Source organism: Marinibaculum pumilum (assembly GCF_042646425.1).
GTDB classification, from domain to species: domain Bacteria; phylum Pseudomonadota; class Alphaproteobacteria; order Ferrovibrionales; family Ferrovibrionaceae; genus Marinibaculum; species Marinibaculum pumilum.
Genome location: NZ_JBHRTR010000032.1, coordinates 41,452 through 59,105 on the forward strand (window position 1 = coordinate 41,452; position 17,654 = coordinate 59,105).

Sequence of the window (17,654 nt, forward strand, 5' to 3'; positions counted from 1 at the left end):
GGGGTTTCAAGGGGGCGCACCTTCTGGGTGCAGTGGGGGTCATGGCACGCACGACATACACGCCGGGCGCACCAGTCCTGCTGTTCGACCGCCTGGTCGACGACGATCCGAAGCGGCCCAGCGAGCCGCAGCCCTATCGCTTCTACGATCTGGACGGCCTCACCGATTCCATCGCGCGGGAGGCGCAGCGGATCCTCAACTGCCGGCGGCCGATCTCGCGCGACCGGCAGGACCTCCAGGCGCTTGGCCTGGACGGCACCATCCTCACCTTCGGCCTGTCGGACCATGTGCTGGACAGTCCGGGCAGCATCGACGACCAGAAGTCGGTGTCCCGCGACATCGCCGCGGCGCTGAAGGCCTATGAGCCGCGGCTGCAGAACGTGCATGTCGAGACGGTGCCCAAGGATCGCTCCAAGTCCGGCCTGCAGGTCTTCATCAGCGGCACCATCGTCGCCGGCAAGGTGCGCGAGCAGTTCTCCTTCCCGGTGACCGTGGGCGGACAGGACGGCATTTCATGACCCTGCGCGGCAGCTTCGACGAAGACCTGATCGAACTGTTCCACGGGGAGCTCGACTATCTGCGCAGTGCCGGCGCGGACTTCGCCCGGAAATATCCGAAGCTCGCCTCGCGCCTCGACCTCGGCGGCAGCGAGAGCACCGACCCCCAGGTGGAGCGCCTGCTGGAAAGCTTCGCCTTCCTCACCGCGCGGCTGCAGAACCGCATCCATGCCGAGTTCCCGGAAGTCCCCTCGGCGCTGCTGCGGATCCTCTATCCGCATCTCTGCGATCCGGTGCCGCCGCTGGCGATCGCGCATTTCGGCATCTCCGCCGACGCGCCGCCGCCGCCCACCGGGCTGACCGTCCCGCGGCAGACCTCCTTCTATGCCAGCGCCGACGACCGCACCTTCGTGCGCTTCCGCTCCTGCTACGAGGTCGACCTGCGGCCGGTGGAGATCGTCGACGTGTCGATCGTACCGGTGGCCGCCTTCGATTTCTTCGACGCCTCCCGCGTGGCCAGCGTGCTGCGCATTCGCATGACCGGGGTGGGGGAGGCGCTGTCCACCCTGCCGCTGGAGAAGCTGCGGGTGCATATCGCCGGCGACCGCCGCCAGGCGATGGACCTGCACGAGATCATCCTGTCGACGGTGGAGCAGGTCTACTTCGCCTCCACCGACGGCGAGCAGCGGGTGCGGGTCACCGGCGACGTGGTGCGCGAGGTCGGCTTCGCCGACGAGGAGGCGGTGCTCAACGAGCATCCCTACACCCACCGCGCCTACGGCTTCCTGCAGGAATATTTCCACTTCCCCGAGAAGTTCCTGTTCTTCGACCTGCTGCAGCTCGACCGCCGGCCGGCGCTCGACACGGTGGACATCCTGCTGGGGCTGAACGCGCCGCCGCGCTCGCGCCTGGAACTGGACGAGACCTTCCTGCGGCTGGGCTGCACGCCGGTCATCAACCTGTTCCCGAAGACCGCGGAGCCGATCCGCATCGACCATACCCGCAGCCGCTTCCTGGTGGTGCCGGAGCTGGGCGGCGAGATGCACTACCAGATCCATTCCGTGCTCTCGGTCTCGATCTCCTCCCCGGCGCAGCCGGAGGCGGTGGAGGTGCAGCCCTATTTCTCGTTCCAGCACGACTTCGCCCGCACCGAGCCGAGCGTCTTCTGGTTCGCCGCGCCGACCGCGGCGCGCGGCGGCCTGCCGGGCACCGACACCTATATCAGCTTCATCGAGGAGAATTTCCGCGCCGCCCGGCCGGCGGCGGAAACGGCGACCGTGCGCACCCTGTGCACCAACCGGGTGCTGGCGGAGCAGCTGCCGCCGCGGGCGGTGCTGCAGGCCGACCAGGACATCCCGGCGGAGGTGATGCTGCTGACCCGGCCGACGCCGCCGATTACGCAGCCCTATGACGGGCGCGACCTGTGGCGACTGGTATCGCAGCTGTCGCTGAACCACCTGTCGCTGTCCAACGAGCAGGCCTCGCTGCGCGCGCTGCAGGAAATCCTGACCCTGTACTGTCCGCCGCACAAACCGGCCGCCGACCAGGAGATCCGCGGCATCCGCTCGGTGCGCTGCCGGCCGATCGTGCGCCGCATCGGCGCCGATGCCTGGCGCGGCTTCTGCAGCGGCACCGGCATCACCCTGGAAGTCGACGAGCGCAACTTCGTCGGCGGCAATCCCTACATGCTGGCCAGCATCCTGAACCGCTTCTTCGCGCTCTATGCGGCCATCAACAGCTTTACCGAACTCACCCTGGTGAGCACGCAGCGCGAAGGCGTCTGGAAGCGATGGCCACCGATCGTTGGCGACAAGGCATTGATGTAGCGGCATTGCTCCGCGAGGAGCCGTACCGCTTCGAACTCTACCAGGCGATCCGGCTGCTGGAACTGATGGCGCCGGAGCGTCGCCCCGTGGGCAGCTCCTCGCTGGTGCGGCGGGAAGCGGTGCGCTTCTCCGGCTCCACCCGGCTGTCCTTCCCGACCAGCGATATCGAGCGCCTGGATCCCTCCGACGATCCGCGCGACCCGATGGTGATGAAGGTCACCGCCTTCACCCTGGCCGGCGCGCACGGGCCGCTGCCGCCGCCCTATGCGGAGCTGGTGGAGCATCGGGTTCGGGCCAAGGACACCGGCATTGCCGCCTTCCTGGACATCTTCAACCATCGCCTGATCTCGATCCTGCACCGGGTGCGCCGCCTGCACCGGCCGGAGCTGATGAACCAGCCGGCGGAGGAGACGCATTTCTCGCGGGTGCTGTTCTCCGCCTTCGGCATGGGGCTGACCGGCATGCGCGACCGGCTGCGGGTGCCGGACCCGGCGCTGCTGCGCTATGCCGGGCTGCTCGCGCATCAGCCGCACAGCGCGATGGCGCTGGAACGGGTGATCGGCGGGCTGTTCGGCGTGCCGGCCCGGGTCGAACAGCTGGTGGGCATGTGGATCGCGATCGACCGGCGCCAGCAGACCATCGTCGGCCGCCGGCGCCGCCAGAACAACCGGCTGGGCTCCACCTCGGTGGTCGGCACCCGGTTCTGGTCGCAGAGCAATGCCATCGGCCTGGTGCTGGGGCCGCTGCCGCTGGCGACCTTCCGCGAATACCTGCCGACCGGCGGCCTGTTCCGCCGGGTCGCCTCTATCCTGCGCTTCTATCTCGACCGCACCATCCAGACGGAGCTGCGGTTGCTGGTGAAGGGGGCGGATGTCGGACCGCTGACATTGTCGCGGAAGGCGCCGCCGCAACTCGGTTGGACCACCTGGCTGGCACATGACGCCACCCGCCATGGCGATGCCATGTCGCGGGTCCGCATGGTCCAGTACCTGAAAATGTGAGGGAAGCGATGGCGACGGACATCAAGCAGATCGTCGGGAAGCTGAACCAGATCTGCTACAAGGCACTGAACGATGCCGCCCATCTGAGCGTGTCTCAGACCAATTTCCAGATCGAGATCGAGCATCTGCTGATCAAGCTGATCGCGGTGCCCGGCTGCGATGTGGAGCAGATCCTGAAGCATTACGACTGCAAGGTCCCGCGGGTGGAATCGCAGCTGCAGGAGGCGATCGAGAGCTTCAAGCGCGGCTCCGGCGCGCGCCCCTCCTTCTCGCCGCAGTTCCTGGAAATGCTGGAGGCCGCCTGGCGGGTCACCTCGCTGACCCTGGCGGAGGAGAAGATCCGTTCCGGCGCGATCCTGCTGGCGATCATGGAGGACCGCTCGCTGCGCGCCTCCCTGTTGCAGTCGGCGCCGGAGTTGGAGCGGCTGTCGCCGGACCGGCTGCGGGTGGAGCTGAGCCAGTTCACCCCGCACACGATCGAGGCGGTCGCCGGTGCCGGCGGCGGCGGTGGCGACGGCGCCGCGGGCAGCGAGGCCGGCGGTGCGCCGGGCGCACCGGGCGGCGGCACGGGCGGCACCGCGCCGTCGGCGGGCGGCGGCGAGAAGGGCGGCGGCAAGGCGCTGGACGCTTATACCATCGACATGACGGCGCAGGCGAAGGCCGGCAAGACCGACGTGATCATCGGCCGCGAGGGCGAGATCCGCCAGATGATCGACATCCTGATGCGCCGCCGGCAGAACAACCCGATCATCGTCGGCGAGGCCGGCGTCGGCAAGACGGCACTGGTGGAGGGCCTCGCCAACCGGATCGCCGAGGGCGATGTGCCGCCGCCGCTGAAGAACGTGGTGCTGCGCAGCCTCGACCTGGGCCTGCTGCAGGCGGGCGCCGGCGTGCGCGGCGAGTTCGAGGACCGGCTGAAGAAGGTGATCAACGAGGTGAAGACCTCGCCGAAGCCGATCATCCTGTTCATCGACGAGGCGCATACCCTGATCGGTGCCGGCGGCCAGGCCGGGTCCGGCGACGCCGCCAACCTGCTGAAGCCCGCGCTCGCCCGTGGCGAACTGCGCACCATCGGCGCCACCACCTGGTCGGAATACAAGAAGCATATCGAGAAGGACCCGGCGCTGACCCGCCGCTTCCAGACCGTGAACGTGGCCGAGCCCGACGAGGAGAAGGCGGTCCGCATGCTGTCGGGCCTGCTGCCCAGCATGGAGAAGCACCACAAGGTGCGGATCCTGGAGGAGGCGCTGCGCGACGCCGTGCGCCTTTCGCGGCGCTATATCATGGGCCGGCAGCTGCCCGACAAGGCGATCAGCGTGCTGGACACCGCCTGTGCCCGGGTCGCCATCGCCCAGGCCAGCCAGCCGGCGGAACTGGAAGGGGTGGTGCACCGGCTGCACACCCTGAACGGCAGCCTGCGGGCGATGGAGAAGCAGCTGAAGGCCGGCCTCGCCAAGGAGGACGAGGTCAACGAACTGCGCGCCGAGATCGAGCGGCTCGACGTCGAGCGGATCAAGCTCGAGGGCCGCTACAAGCAGGAAGCCGACCTCGTCGTCGAGATCAACAAGCTGATGGAGGAGATCGAGAAGGACGAGACCACCGGCAAGGTGCTGGACGAGCTGCGCTCGCAGCTGAACTCCTACCGGCTGCAGCTGGAAACCCTGCAGGCGGCGCGGCCGATGGTGATGCCCTATGTCAACGGCGATGTCGTCGCGCAGGTGATCTCCGGCTGGACCGGCATCCCGGTCGGCAAGATGATGACCGATGAGATCAACGGCATCCTGCGCCTGGAGGACCGGCTGGCGGAGCGGATCATCGGCCAGAAGATGGCGATCCGCACCATCGCCGAGCGGATGCAGGCGTCGAAGGCGGGGCTGAACGAGCCCAACAAGCCGACCGGCGTATTCCTGCTTGTCGGCCCGTCCGGCGTCGGCAAGACGGAGACGGCGATCACCCTGGCCGACCTGCTGTACGGCGGCGAGGACCGGATGGTCACCATCAACATGTCGGAATACCAGGAGGCCCATACCGTGGCCGGCCTGAAGGGCGCGCCCCCCGGCTATGTCGGCTACGGCACCGGCGGCGTGCTGACCGAGGCGGTGCGGCGCAACCCCTACAGCGTGGTGCTGCTGGACGAGTTCGAGAAGGCGCATCCCGACGTCTGGGAGCTGTTCTACCAGGTCTTCGACAAGGGCATGCTGGAGGACAGCGAGGGCCAGGCGGTGAACTTCAAGAACACCCTGATCCTGCTGACCTCGAACCTCGCCTCCGACATCATCATGGAGGCCTGCACCGACGTGGACGAGCCGCCGCCGGCCGACGAGCTGACCGACATGATCCGCCCGGTCCTGGCGGAGACCTTCAAGCCGGCCCTGCTGGGCCGCATGAGCGTCACGCCGTTCTACCCGCTGACCCCGTCGGAGATCGGCGAGATCGCGCGCCTGAAGCTGGGCAAGATCCAGCGGCGCTTCGCCGAGAGCCACAAGGCGGAGCTGACCTACGATGCCGCCCTGATCGACCATACGATCAAGGCGGCGACCGACGTGGCGTCCGGTGCCCGGACCATCGACGGAATCCTGAACAACACGCTGCTGCCACAACTGTCGACCATGATTCTACAAAGGATGGCGGACGAGCAGCATTTCGAGCGGGTCCATGTGCAGACCGGCGAGGATGGCACGTTCGACATCCAGTTTTCGTGATTCCGGGGGCGGCGGCAGGGCCTGGCCGCGCTCTGCTGATGCCAGGAGACGGCGATGCCTGTTGTTAGTTCCCACACCTATTCCTTCGTCGCCGACGATATCGAGTTCGCCGACGAGGACATCATCTCCTTCCGGGTGGTGGAGACCGTCTCCGGCCTGCAGCAGACCCTGCTGGACACGCCGCCGCCGTTCGCCTTCCACCCCTCCGACGTGGCGCCGCCGACCTGGTCGCCGTTCCAGGACTACAAGGTGCCGCATATCGACCCGACCCTCGGTCTCGCCGAGGGTCAGCGGCCGCCCTACTACATCTGGGTCCGCACCCGGGTGCTCAGCTCCGCCCTGAAGGTGGAGGACATGCTGCACAAGCATGCCGCCCTCACGGTCGGCCGGTTGTCGGATTCCCGCGTCTTCCACGGCGAGATCTTCCGCGTGCGCCATGTCAGCGCCTCGGTCGAGGCGAAGACCGCCTACGACTTCTACATCTATCCCTGGCTCTGGTACCTGGCCTTCACCCGCAAGTCGCGGGTGTGGAGCGGCAATATCGTCGACATCTTCAACGACATCGTGAAGTCCTATCCGTCGAACCTGACGGCGAAGGCGGTTATCGACAGTTCCAAGCTGTCGAGCCAGCCGCCCAACCGCGAACTGGTGATCCAGTACAACGAGAGCGACTACAGCTTCGTCCATCGGAACCTGGAGCGCGACGGCATCTTCTACTACATCGTCAACGACCAGAGCGGCTACAAGCTGGTCCTGGGCCAGGAGAATGCCGACTTCCTGGAGGGCGAGCTCAGCGACCGCAACCTGGCGCTGTCGGAGAGCGCGGAGCCGGATGCGAACGAGCCCTCCGACGTCGTGTCCGACCTGATCTACGAAGCGCAGACCGTGCCCGAGCAGTACGCCATGCGCGACTACAACCCGGAGAATGCCTCCGCCACCCTGCATGCCAAGGTGCCGTCCGGCGACAAGGCGGTGCAGGTCTATCAGTTCCCCGGCATGTTCGAGGAACTGTCCGACGGCGTGGACAATATCTCGCCGCGCCGTTTCAAGGCACAGCAGGCGAACAAGCTGCTGGCGCTGGGCGCATCGCAGTGCCAGTTCATGGCCGCGGGGGAGAAGGTCAACCTGCCCTTCAACCTGCGCTGGGGCACGCCGCAGGAATTCTCCAACGGGGCCTTCTTCGTGCGGCAGGTGGTGCACGACATGGGGCGGCGGATGCAGGACAATGTGCCGATCTTCCGCAACATCTTCGAAGCCCAGAAGATGGACTACGAGTACGGGCCGGCGCAGCTGACGCCCTATCCGGAGCTGAACGCGCCGCATGTGGCGATCGTGGAGACCGCCTCCGGCGGGGAGGAGGTCGATTTCGACCAGCACAGCCGGCCGCAGGTCTCGTTCAAGTGGGATGCGGCGAAGACCAAGGTGCGGCTGCGCCTGGGCCAGGGATGGGCCGGCGCGACCCACGGCATGCAGGTCCTGCCGCGGCTGGGCGATGAGGTCCTGGTGATGTTCATCGACAATCACCCGGACCGGCCGATCATCGTCGGCAGTGTCTACAACAGCCGCAGCAAGATGCTGTACGACCCGACCAAGAGCAACGAGTTCTCCGCCATAACGGAGGCGGCCGGCCCCTACCGGCGGCTGACCGGCATGCACGACGCCGGCGGCAACCAGGTGCTGCTGTTCGATGCCAAGGGGTCGCAGCGCCTGGTCACCACCGCCGGCAAGGATCGCGACGACCTGGTCGCCAATCGCTGGACCACCGCCTCCTACCAGACGGTGGAATATGTCCACGATTCCAAGACCGAGGAGATCGGCGGCGACTATACGTTGACGATCGGCGGCAATATGTCGGTGCTGGTCAAGGGCGATGTGACCGTGACCATCGGCGGCTCGGTCAACTTCAAGATCGACTCCTAATCCGGCAAGCGTGGGTTGCGTCATGGCTGACCAGAACATCGCGACGGCGTCCAAGGGCCTCACCGCACAGCGCAGCCGGCGGCAGCTGTCCGGCCAGGCCGTGCCCGACAGCGCGCTCGGCACGGCGGCCGGGCCGGCGTCGAAGGGCGATGCCGGAGAGGCCGGCGGGGCCGCCATGACCACGGCCGGGCGCGGGTTGATCGAGATCCGTGCGGAGCGCTACGGCCAGGGATGAGTGCCCGGCGCTGTCGCGCGCGTCAGAGCAATGGAATTCCGGTGATGAGTGACCAGAGCGAACGGCTGCAGGAGCGGGAGGCCGGCCTGCGCGAAGCCCTCGACGTCGCCGCGCAGCATATGCGCCGCGGCCGCCTCGAAGAGGCGATGGAGGTCTTCCGCAGGGTCTTCGAGATCGACCCCAACAATTTCGAGGCCGCCGTCGGCGTGGCCGACGTGCTGCTGGCCGGCGGCCGCACCGGCGACGCGATCATGGCCTATGGCAGCGCGCTGAAGGCCAATCCGGCGGGCTCCGTCGGGTTGTTCGTCAACCGCGGCACCGCCCTCATCCAGGCCAACGATCCCGAAGCGGCGAGCCTGAGCTTCCGCCGCGCCGTCGACCTGGACCCCGAGAACGTCATGGCGCTGAACAATCTGGGCAGCGCCCTGGCACAGCTCGGCCGCGTGCAGGAGGCGCTGGACCTGTTCCGCCGCGCGCAGGCGATCGCGCCGGACAATCCGTCCGGCTATTTCAACGCCGCCCTGGCCCTCGGCGCCCTGGATCCGGCGACCGGGCAGGAGGCGGCGATGGCGGCCTATCGCAAGGCGATCGACTGCGATCCGAAATTCGCCCCGGCCTATGTCAACCTGGCGCAGATCCTGGTCGCGCGCGGCGAGGTGGCGGCCGCCCTGGACCTGGTGGACGAGGCGGAACTACATGCGCCGAAGGACCTGCCCGTCCTGATCACCAAGGGCCAGGTGCTGGAAGCGATGGGCGAGTACGGCAATGCGGTCGCCGTGTTCGACCGGGCGGTGCTGCTCTATCCGCAGGACGGGGATGCGCTGATCTCGCTGGCCCGGGCCGCCCTGGCGGCGGGCAAGCTGAAGAAGAGCATCGCCACCTGCTTCGACCTTCTCGGCATCGACGGCGAGCACCAGGCCGCCAAGCTGATTCTGGGCCATGCCCTGCTCGAGGATGGCAAGGCGACCCGGGCGCGCGAGACTTTGGAGGAGGTCGGCGGCCTGCCTGGCGGCCAGCATCTGCTGCGCCGGATCGCCTGGGCGGAAGGCGAGCGCGACCCCTGGGCCGACCTGGCGGCGGAGGCGGCGGCGCAGGCCCCGGCGACGCAGCGCAGGCCCTGGGACGGCAGCCGGACAGCGGACGGCGTGCTGCTGGATGCCGCTTCGGCCGGCGCGGAGGACATCATCCAGCTGGCCCGGCTGCTGCCGGAACTCGCCGAACGCTGCGGCCGCCTGGTCCTGCGCACCGAGCCGCTGTTCGGGCCGTTGCTGGAATCGGTGCCCGGCCTGTCGGCCGTGGTCCATGAAGATGGTGCAGTGCCGGACGGGTTGCCGCTGACCATGCCTCTGGCGGCGATGCCGGGGGCGCTGGGCTACCGGCAGGCCGACCTGCCGGCGCGGGTGCCCTACCTGGCGCCGCAGGCGGGCCGCGACCGCGGCTGGGACCAGGGCCTGTTCGTGGCCAACGAGCCCGTGGTCGGCATCTGCTGGCAGCAGCGCAATCGCGCCGTCGGCCCCGACCAGGACCTGACCTTCCGCGCGCTGGAGCCTCTATTCGAGGAGGTGCCCGCGCGCTTCCTCTCTTTCGCCTACCGCAACGGGCCCAACGATGCCGGGCTGATGGCCGATTTCGGCATCCAGGACATCGCTGCCGCGTGCCGCGACCTGGACGACGTGGCGGCGGCGATCTCGCAGCTCGACTTCGTCATCACCTGCGACGGGCTGATCCCGCATCTGGCCGGCGCGCTGGGCAAGGAATGCTGGCTGCTGCTGCCGGTCTTCGCCGACTGGCGCTGGGGCCGCCGCGGCACCGCCTGCCCGTTCTACCCCAGCCTGCGGCTGTTCCGGGCGGAGCGGACCGGGGACTGGGCCTCCGTGGTCGCCGATGTCGCCGCGGAACTGCGGGAACGCACGGGCTGACCGGCCGGCGCGGCCGCCGATGTCCGGTGGAACGTTCCGCGCAATGACTCACCCCGTCCACCATGTCTCCGAACAGCGGTTCACCATCCCCCCGGGCCAAACAACAAGACCCGGCGGTGACGAACTGGAAGCGCAATTGCTTCAGGCGAGCCTCAGGTCAGGGTCAGGTTGACCGCCTGGCTGGGCACCAGCTTGGCGCCGATCATGTTGGTGGAATTGTTCATCGTCACCGAGGTCATCTTGTCGATCGGCTGGCCGTTGGCGAACACGGTCATCGACGGCACCGTCGTGCTCTCCGGTCCCGACATGGTGCCGGAGGCGACGCCGCCGCTGACCCCGGCCTGGTCGCCCAGGGTGGTCGGGGTCCTGCCGGTGACGGTATGGGCGGGCCCGCAGCCATAGAAGATCGTCGGCTCGAAGGGGACGTTGAGCGGTTCCATCGCGGTGTTCGGATAGGTGACGGGCACCGGCCCGGCCGGCGTCGGTGTCAGGCAGGTGTCGGGAAAGGCGAAGCTCATGCCCGACATCGAGGTGTTGTTGAACATCTTGCCGTCCCCGGTTGTCGTGCCGCTCAGCCCATATGGATGCGGGCGCCGTCGAACCGCATATCCTCGGTGGAGACATGGACGATCTGGTGCGCCGTGTTGGTGATCAGCCGCTCGCCGGCCACCACCACCTCGCCGGCCTGCACCTGGTCGACCTCCTCCACCTTGCGGGTGGCGCGGCGATGCTGGCCGGACACCACCTTCACCAGCGACAGCAGCTTCTCGCCGATCAGCCGCAGGGTGCCGATGCTGGCGACCGCGTCCTGGCTTTCCAGCACCGCGCTGTCCAGGTGCAGGAGGCCGGCTTCCGCCCGCACGCTCAGGGTCTCCGCCGACAGGGTCATGCCGGTGCCGCTGAGCAGGTTCAGCGATTGTCCGGCCTGCACGGTGACCGGGCCGTCCTGGGCCGACACCGTCAGGCCGCCGGCGACGGCAAGCATGGCTGGCTGCGAGACATCAGCCCGCACCAGGACCGACAGGATGTAGAACGCCATGCCGTTGCCGCTGGGATAGGCGGCACAGAGCACGAGGTCCTCCGGCTGCGGCCGGATCAGGCAGGAATCCGCGGTGCGGGCCCGCAGGTCCGTGGCTTCGCCGTCGCGGCGGACCAGGAAGCTCTGCGCGTCGGCGCCTGGGCCGGCGATGCGCGCGGGGAACAGGTCCGCCGTGGCGGATGACACGGCGGTCTTCGCCAGATCCTGTGCATCGGTCATCGAACTACTCCTCTCGGTCCGCGCCGGGCGCGGTTACGCCGGCGCGCCGGCCTTCCTGGCCGTCGGCCAGTCCTCGGCCCGTTTCAGTCCTTCGTCGTCGCCGCGCGCATCGCTGCGATTGGCGCCGCGCCAGTTGGTGCCGTCCTCGATCGCGCGGTGCAGCTTGGCCTGTGTCACGGTGGCGCCGCCGAAATCCGCGTCCGTCAGGTCGGCATGCATGAAGATCGCGTAGGACAGGGCGGCATTGCGCAGCGATGCCGCGACCAGCTGCGCCTTGGTGAAGACCGCATGGGGAAGTTCCGCGCCATGCAGGTCCGCCTGCGCCAGGTTCGCGGCCGCGAAGCTGCCGTTGGGAATGCGGCAATCGACCAGTCGCGCACCGGTCAGGTTGGCGGCATTGAACAGGCCGTTCTGGATCTGCGCGCCGCTGAAGTCGGTATGGTTGAGGTCCGATTCCTGGAAATTGCAGTTCTTCAGCACCGCATTCCGGAACGTCGTCCGCGGCATCTTCGCCTTGATGAACTGCGTCATCGTGAAGTCGTGGCCGTCGAAGTTCCGGTCCGGCAGCACGGCATCGACGATGTTGCAGCGGTTCAGCTTCACACCCTGGAGCGCCGCTGCCGTCAGGTCGGCCTTCACCAGCAGGCATTGCAGCAGCTCCGCCCCGGTCAGGTCGATGCGGCGCGTATCGGACTTCATGATCGCGCAACGCTCCAGGCGGCAGCCCGACAGGCGGGTCTCCACCAGCAGGCTGTTGACGATGGCGCAGCGCTTCAGGACCCGCGGGAACCGGGTGCCGCCGAAATCCATCCGATCGAAGATGGCGCCGTCCATGAAGACGTCGCCCAGGTCGGCCTGGCGGATGGTGCAGTTCTGCACATTGGCACTGGGCAGGCGCGCCTTGCCGAACCGGGTGCCGGTGAAGTCGGGGGTATTGAAGATCGACGAGGTTGCGTCGGCGCCGTCCAGCTTCGCGCCCGCGAAGGAACAGGTGTTGAAGATCGAGGAGGCGATGCTGGCGCCGCGCAGGTCGGCGCCCGCAAAGCTGCATTCCTCCCACATCGCGTGGCTCAGATCGAGGCCGCGCAGATCCTCTCCCGCAACGTCGATGCGGTACATCATCTGCGTGCCCTTGTGCTCGGCGACGAGTTCCTCCCGGCTCATCTTCGCCGGTTTGGACACCGCGTCGGCGATCTGACGCCGCATGCTGGTCATGGCCGTTCCGTCATGGTTTCCGCCCCGCCGGACGTCCGCATCATAGCGCCGCCGGGATGCGAAGGGGCGCGCTGTTCGCGTTCGGCGTCAATCTTCACGCCAGTGTCATGGAGACGACCTGGCTGGGCACCAGTTTCGCGCCGATCGCGTTGGTGCCGTTGTGCATCGTCATCGACGTCATCTTGTCGATCGGCTGGCCGTTGGCGAACACCGTGAAGGACGGGACCAGGGTCGTCTCCGGGCCGGATTCCAGGCCGGAGGCGACGCCGAGATTGACGCCGGCCTCATCGCCTTCGGTCATCGGGGTGATACCGGAGACCGTGTGCGCCGGGCCGCAGCCGTAGAACACGTTGACGACCATCGGCACGTTGGTCGGCTCCATGCCGAGGTTCGGATAGGGGATCGGGGTCGGGGCGGGCACCGGGGTCAGGCAGACATCCGGAAAGCCGAAGCTCATGCCGGCCATGGACGTATTGTTGAACATCGTACTCCGTTCCCTTCATGCACGGCGCGCCGCGCCGGTTCCCTGGCATGGCGCGCGGCGGAGGCCTCTGTCAGACAGATGCCGTCCGATCTTGGCAAAACCGTGCCGGTGCCGCTACAGGCGGTGCCGCCCTTAGGGCCATTCGGGCGGCCATCCGGTCATGGCATGTTCAGCCCGGCAAGCCGCGACTTCTCGACATGCGCATTGGCCAGGTTGGGGCGGTCGAACTGCGTTTTCAGGAAGTTCGCCCCGTACAGGTTCGCCGCCTCCAGGTTGGTGCGCACCAGGCGCGCCTTCATGAAATTGGCCTGCATCGCGTCGACACCTTCCATCACCGCATCGGTGAGGTCGGCGCGCATCAGGATGGCGCCGCGCAGGAAGCTGCCGGAGAGGTCGGCACCGGTCAGGTCGGACTGCCAGAAATTGGCCTGTTCCATGTGCGCGTCGCGGATCTGCGCGCCGGTCAGGGAGGCGAAGCTCAGATTGCAGGACGGCATTGTGCAGCCGGAGAAATCCGCCCCGTCCATCACCGTCTTGCCCCCAACCGCCATGTTGGTCAGCTTGGCCCCCTGGAAGCGGATGCCGGGAGCCTCGCAGTTGATCAGCTTCAGCGCCGGGCCCGTCAGGCCGCGCATGTCCGCCTGGTCCAGGATGCAGAACAGGAAGGCGGTATTGCCCACCTTGGCGCCCCGGAAGCTGCAGCCACGCAGTTCGCAGCGGTTGAACGACACCTTGCTCAGGTCGGCGCCGGCGAAGCTCACACCGGTCAGCTTCACGCCGTGGAACTTGGTGCCCGTCAGGTTGGCGCCGGCGAAGGAGGTGTTGCGCGCCTCGCAATCGGCGAAGGTCAGGCCGCTCAGGTCGGCCTTCGCGAAGATGGTGCGGACCAGCCGGGCATTGTTCAGGTTGGCGCCCTTCAGCATGGCACCGCTGAAATTGGCGCGGGTCAGGTCGGCATGGGCCAGCCCGGCATCGCCCAGCTTCGCGCCGATCAGCGAGGCGCCGACGAAACGGGCGCCTGTCAGGGTCGCCGCGCTCAGGTCGATGCCGTCCATCTTGCGGCCGCTGAAATCCATGCCGGGCAGGGCGGTGTCGGCCGGCGGCCGCTTTGCGGCCAACGCGCCGGCCAGGGCTTTCGCCTTGACCATCTGCTTGCTGGCCGCCATCGCCTCCGGCGGCGGCATCAGGTGCGCGCTCTCGCGTTCCAGCTGGGCCTGGCGGGTCGAGGCATCCTTCAGGGCGGCCGCATACTGTCCCTCCAGGTCCTTCGGCAGGGCGGCGTCCAGCTTCGCCTTCACCGTCGGGTCCAGGCCTTCCTTCGCGCGTTCGGCGATCGACCGCAGCTTCGCGGCCAGGACGTCGGGCTCCGCACCGGCCTCGGCGCGGCCCTGGGCCACCACCGTGTCGTAGTCGTAGCCCAGTTCCTCGGCCAGCGACCGGGCCTGGCTCTCCGCCTCTGCATACTTGCCGCGGCCCAGTGCCTCCATCTTGTCGGAGATCACCTGCATCTGGGCGCGGAACGCCTCCGCCTCGGCCTGGTTCTTCGGCCGCATGTCCTTGACCTTGTCGATCTCGGCCAGGATCTCCTTCACCTCCGGCGGATCGCTCTTGTCGGCGCTGGCTGCCACGGATTTCGGCAGGGCGGCCAGGCCCACCGCCGCCATCGCCGCCGCCTGCTTGCCCTTCACCTTGCCGATCAGGGCGGTGAGGCGCGGCGGCATGGCGCCCTGCTCGCGCACCGCCAGCGGCTTCACCGTCTCGGCCGCTTCCAGGGTGGGCTCGCGCCAGCCGATCGGGCAGACATCCTCCGTTTCCAGCAGCACCTGCGGGTTCGGGATCAGCTTCACCCGCTTCCGCAGCGCCTCCTGCCAGTGGTCCAGCGGCCGGGCTGGGTCCTCCTGCCACTCGAAGCCGGCCAGCAGGTAGGTCAGGTCCAGACCGTCGATCTCCCGCAGCGCTACCTTGCCGTGATGCGCAATGATCGCGCGCTCCAGTTCCGGGAACAGGAACAGGGTGTCCGGCTGCAGCGGCACCTCCAGGAAGTCGACCGGGGAATCTTCCGCCAGATCGCCGCGCTTCTGCTCCACGAAGCAGCGCGCGCGCAGGCCGGGCAGGGCACCCTGCAGGCGCGGCCGCTGCGCATGCATATGCTCGACGCGGAAGCCCTCCCGTCCCTGGAAATATCCCGGCATGACCTGGTCGGGGGGCGCGGTCAGGAAGAACTCGGGACGGATATCGCGGGGATAGCCGGGCTCGTGATGTTTCGCCCAATAGGCGTCGTAGGTGCCGGCCAGCTTGCGGCGGGCGGGCAGGGTGATCGGGCGGGGACCCATCGCCGCCGGCCGGATCTCCTGGTCCGGCAGCCGCATCGGGTCGTCGGGATATTCCAGGTTCGGCAGCGGGAAGCGCGACTGGCTGCCATTGCTGCGCGGCCAGTGCCCGATGCCGTCGGGATTGCCGTCATAGTCCTTGCCGCCATAGGCCCGGCCCCAGTCCAGCGGCATGCGCTCGAAGGGGAGGGGGGCGGAAGCCTGCAGGCGGCCGAGCGCGGGGCGTATCCATTCCCGGTTGCCGGTCACGGTCAGCCGCTTGTCGATCGCCTTGTCGACCGTCAGCCGCACCTCGCCGCGCTGGATGCGCTGTCCGGCGGGCGCGACGCAGGCACCATGGACCAGCACCTCGGCGCGGGGCTTGGGGTCGCACGGATCGAGGATCTGGTCGCCGAGGACCGGCATGATCTCCGCCCACATGTCCTGCTCCAGCCCGATGCGGCGCGGCTCGTCAAAGGGGAAATAGTGTAGCAGGGCCACCGCCAAGTGCGGTTGGCCGGCATGCAGGACGATGCGGCTGAGGAAGCCGGTGCGGATCGGTTTGAATAACTTCATCCCTGCAGCCTGCGCCTAGACGGTCGCCTGCAGGGAGCGCGAATTGATCCATGCCGCACCGATATCCGCCCGGACCGCCGCAACGGCGGCGTCGCTGATCGTCTGCCGGTCGGCCAGAAGGCTGATCGGTATGTCGACCAGCTTGGCCCCGGTCACGGTGGTTGTGTTGTCCTTGCCGTAGGTGGAGATGCCGACATTGATCGTGGTCAGTTCCAGCGCCAGGCAGGCCTTCGTCTTGTAGGACATGCCGACATTCAGGGCGGAACTGACCAGATAGCAGCCCTTCGTCTGGGAGATCGTTTTCAGAAGCGAATAGACGCTGAACATCGCCGTGCAGGAACAGACGAACTGGTAGCCGTAGTACTTCGACGTCGTCTCCTCCACCGCGATGAAGTGATAGTCCTTGTTCGTCTGCTTGGTCCATCCGGCCATGACGTCACATCCTTCTAGGCCACAGCCCGCGCGGACTGTGCCGGCGGCAGGTGGAGGGTTTCGGCGAGCCGCTGCCGCGCGGCATCGAGCACATCATCCGGTGTCAGAGCCGCCAGGGCCAGACAGCCTTTCTCCCGGCAGGGCGCACCGTAGCCGATCGCCTCGGAGAAATGGCAGGGCGCGCAGGGCGGGGCCTCCGGGCCGGCGGCCGTCAGCGGCCTGACCTCCGGCATGTGGCTGAAGACGACCCGGCCGTCGGTCGGCCCGCAGAGCGCCAGGGTGGGGGTGCCGATGGTGCCCGCCAGATGGGCCGGGCCGGTGTCGTTGGTGATCACCAGGTCCGCCTGGGCGATCATGGACGCCACCTGGTCGACCGGATATCCGAACCAGAACCGGCAGCCGATTCCGACGAGGGATGCGCGCTTGGCACCCATCGCGGCGACCGCCCAGCCATCCGCCTTCAGCCGTGCGGCGATCTCGACGAATTGCGCCTTCGGCCAGCGTCGGATGCGCTTGGCGCTATCCGGGAAGAGCAGGACCCGCGGCGCCAGCGCGGGTGCCTGCAGCATGTCCCACTGCGCGCTGGCCCAGGCCCTGTCCGACAGGTCCTCGCAATGGCGCGGCCGGACCGGTGCCAGCGGGCCACCATCGGAGCCGGTCAGGCCAAGCGCTTCCGCCCAGAGGGCGAAGCGGGTCTTTGGCAGTGCGCCACACTCCAGGGCCTGCTGCACGGCACGATATTCGTAGCGCAGCCCGAGGGCCTCGTCCTGGGTCGCGCTGGGGCCCTCGCGTACGGTCACCGATGCGGCCGGAATGCCCAGAAGGCGCGGCAATCCGCTCCACCGTCGCGGATTGACCTGGAGCGCCCGGCCGCAGGCGCCGGCGCTCTCGATCAGCCAGCAGGCCAGCACGACATCCCCCATGCCGTTCTGCTGGATGTCCAGAAGCGGCGGCAGGGTGTCCCGGTTCGGGCAGGCGGATTGGTCCATTGTCCAGCTCCTCAGGTGCTGCCGGCCTTGTCGGCAGCATCGGACACCTGGCTGCTGCCGATCCGTGAACCGCCTTCACCAGCCGCGGTGCCGCCGCCGGTTCCGGCCGTGCTTTTTGCGCCGGACTTGAAGGCATCCTTGACGCCCTGCTTGGCCTGGTCGCCTGCCGAGGGGCCGCTGCCCGACGCATTGGCATTGCCACTGCCGCTCTCGTCGCCGGAGCCGCTTTCCTCCTCGTCTCCGCCGCTCTCTTCCTCGTCGCCGGAGCCGCTTTCCTCCTCGTCTCCGCCA

General features: G+C 68.1%; 15 protein-coding genes. 7 read left to right on the plus strand and 8 right to left on the minus strand.

From position 1 onward, the window contains the following. Window positions 1-41 precede the first annotated feature (41 nt). From tssE to ACFOGJ_RS19790, 7 genes are read left to right on the plus strand one after another with little or no spacing between them, the layout of a single operon-like run. Entirely contained in the window at window positions 42-518 is a 477-nt protein-coding gene (gene tssE / locus ACFOGJ_RS19760) for a type VI secretion system baseplate subunit TssE (protein WP_379903759.1), read from the plus strand. Continuing rightward, the gene (tssF, locus tag ACFOGJ_RS19765; protein ID WP_379903761.1) at window positions 515-2,323 is read left to right on the plus strand and encodes a type VI secretion system baseplate subunit TssF; all 1,809 of its coding nucleotides are present in this window, start codon (window positions 515-517) and stop codon (window positions 2,321-2,323) included. Before tssE ends, tssF begins: the two co-directional genes overlap by 4 nt. Before the next feature lie 5 nt (window positions 2,324-2,328). Further along, the gene (tssG, locus tag ACFOGJ_RS19770) at window positions 2,329-3,324 is read left to right on the plus strand and encodes a type VI secretion system baseplate subunit TssG (RefSeq protein WP_379903763.1); all 996 of its coding nucleotides are present in this window, start codon (window positions 2,329-2,331) and stop codon (window positions 3,322-3,324) included. Between the two features lie 8 nt (window positions 3,325-3,332). Then, window positions 3,333-6,026 carry a type VI secretion system ATPase TssH gene (gene tssH / locus ACFOGJ_RS19775; protein ID WP_379903765.1) on the plus strand — a complete coding sequence of 898 codons (2,694 nt, stop codon included), beginning with the start codon at window positions 3,333-3,335 and terminating at the stop codon, window positions 6,024-6,026. Between the two features lie 54 nt (window positions 6,027-6,080). Then, window positions 6,081-7,946 carry a type VI secretion system Vgr family protein gene (locus ACFOGJ_RS19780; RefSeq protein ID WP_379903767.1) on the plus strand — a complete coding sequence of 622 codons (1,866 nt, stop codon included), beginning with the start codon at window positions 6,081-6,083 and terminating at the stop codon, window positions 7,944-7,946. A gap of 22 nt (window positions 7,947-7,968) precedes the next feature. Continuing rightward, a complete protein-coding gene (locus ACFOGJ_RS19785) occupies window positions 7,969-8,181 on the plus strand; it encodes a hypothetical protein (protein ID WP_379903769.1) in 213 nt (70 codons plus the stop codon). 44 nt (window positions 8,182-8,225) lie between these two features. Further along, a complete protein-coding gene (locus ACFOGJ_RS19790; protein ID WP_379903771.1) occupies window positions 8,226-10,100 on the plus strand; it encodes a tetratricopeptide repeat protein in 1,875 nt (624 codons plus the stop codon). A gap of 152 nt (window positions 10,101-10,252) precedes the next feature. On the opposite strand, the gene ACFOGJ_RS19795 is transcribed toward ACFOGJ_RS19790, so the two are convergent. The 8 genes from ACFOGJ_RS19795 to ACFOGJ_RS19830 form a co-directional block, all read right to left on the minus strand. Next, window positions 10,253-10,645, minus strand: coding sequence for a DUF4150 domain-containing protein (locus tag ACFOGJ_RS19795; protein ID WP_379903773.1), 393 nt, complete (start codon window positions 10,643-10,645; stop codon window positions 10,253-10,255). A gap of 26 nt (window positions 10,646-10,671) precedes the next feature. After that, on the minus strand, window positions 10,672-11,358 hold the full coding sequence (locus tag ACFOGJ_RS19800; RefSeq protein WP_379903775.1) for a DUF3540 domain-containing protein: 687 nt from the start codon (window positions 11,356-11,358) through the stop codon (window positions 10,672-10,674). Window positions 11,359-11,391: 33 nt separating this feature from the next. Next, complete coding sequence (locus tag ACFOGJ_RS19805; RefSeq protein WP_379903777.1) at window positions 11,392-12,573, minus strand: pentapeptide repeat-containing protein; 1,182 nt, start codon at window positions 12,571-12,573, stop codon at window positions 11,392-11,394. 94 nt (window positions 12,574-12,667) lie between these two features. Further along, on the minus strand, window positions 12,668-13,057 hold the full coding sequence (locus ACFOGJ_RS19810) for a DUF4150 domain-containing protein (RefSeq protein WP_379903779.1): 390 nt from the start codon (window positions 13,055-13,057) through the stop codon (window positions 12,668-12,670). Between the two features lie 158 nt (window positions 13,058-13,215). After that, window positions 13,216-15,942 carry a DUF2169 family type VI secretion system accessory protein gene (locus ACFOGJ_RS19815; protein WP_379903781.1) on the minus strand — a complete coding sequence of 909 codons (2,727 nt, stop codon included), beginning with the start codon at window positions 15,940-15,942 and terminating at the stop codon, window positions 13,216-13,218. A gap of 15 nt (window positions 15,943-15,957) precedes the next feature. Beyond that, on the minus strand, window positions 15,958-16,374 hold the full coding sequence (locus ACFOGJ_RS19820; RefSeq protein WP_379903783.1) for a hypothetical protein: 417 nt from the start codon (window positions 16,372-16,374) through the stop codon (window positions 15,958-15,960). Between the two features lie 14 nt (window positions 16,375-16,388). Further along, window positions 16,389-17,363 carry a glycosyltransferase family 9 protein gene (locus ACFOGJ_RS19825; RefSeq protein ID WP_379903785.1) on the minus strand — a complete coding sequence of 325 codons (975 nt, stop codon included), beginning with the start codon at window positions 17,361-17,363 and terminating at the stop codon, window positions 16,389-16,391. Between the two features lie 11 nt (window positions 17,364-17,374). Next, on the minus strand, window positions 17,375-17,654 hold a 280-nt coding region (locus ACFOGJ_RS19830; RefSeq protein ID WP_379903787.1), incomplete at its 5' end, for a hypothetical protein.

What these genes read in the sequence shown, in the direction of transcription:
- tssE (WP_379903759.1), top strand. Translation starts at nt 42, where the DNA reads ATGGCACGCACGACATACACGCCGGGCGCACCAGTCCTGCTGTTCGAC.
- tssF (WP_379903761.1), top strand. Translation starts at nt 515, where the DNA reads ATGACCCTGCGCGGCAGCTTCGACGAAGACCTGATCGAACTGTTCCAC.
- tssH (WP_379903765.1), top strand. Translation starts at nt 3,333, where the DNA reads ATGGCGACGGACATCAAGCAGATCGTCGGGAAGCTGAACCAGATCTGC.
- ACFOGJ_RS19780 (WP_379903767.1), top strand. Translation starts at nt 6,081, where the DNA reads ATGCCTGTTGTTAGTTCCCACACCTATTCCTTCGTCGCCGACGATATC.
- ACFOGJ_RS19785 (WP_379903769.1), top strand. Translation starts at nt 7,969, where the DNA reads ATGGCTGACCAGAACATCGCGACGGCGTCCAAGGGCCTCACCGCACAG.
- ACFOGJ_RS19790 (WP_379903771.1), top strand. Translation starts at nt 8,226, where the DNA reads ATGAGTGACCAGAGCGAACGGCTGCAGGAGCGGGAGGCCGGCCTGCGC.
- ACFOGJ_RS19795 (WP_379903773.1), bottom strand. Translation starts at nt 10,645, where the DNA reads ATGTTCAACAACACCTCGATGTCGGGCATGAGCTTCGCCTTTCCCGAC.
- ACFOGJ_RS19800 (WP_379903775.1), bottom strand. Translation starts at nt 11,358, where the DNA reads ATGACCGATGCACAGGATCTGGCGAAGACCGCCGTGTCATCCGCCACG.
- ACFOGJ_RS19805 (WP_379903777.1), bottom strand. Translation starts at nt 12,573, where the DNA reads ATGACCAGCATGCGGCGTCAGATCGCCGACGCGGTGTCCAAACCGGCG.
- ACFOGJ_RS19810 (WP_379903779.1), bottom strand. Translation starts at nt 13,057, where the DNA reads ATGTTCAACAATACGTCCATGGCCGGCATGAGCTTCGGCTTTCCGGAT.
- ACFOGJ_RS19815 (WP_379903781.1), bottom strand. Translation starts at nt 15,942, where the DNA reads ATGAAGTTATTCAAACCGATCCGCACCGGCTTCCTCAGCCGCATCGTC.
- ACFOGJ_RS19820 (WP_379903783.1), bottom strand. Translation starts at nt 16,374, where the DNA reads ATGGCCGGATGGACCAAGCAGACGAACAAGGACTATCACTTCATCGCG.
- ACFOGJ_RS19825 (WP_379903785.1), bottom strand. Translation starts at nt 17,363, where the DNA reads ATGGACCAATCCGCCTGCCCGAACCGGGACACCCTGCCGCCGCTTCTG.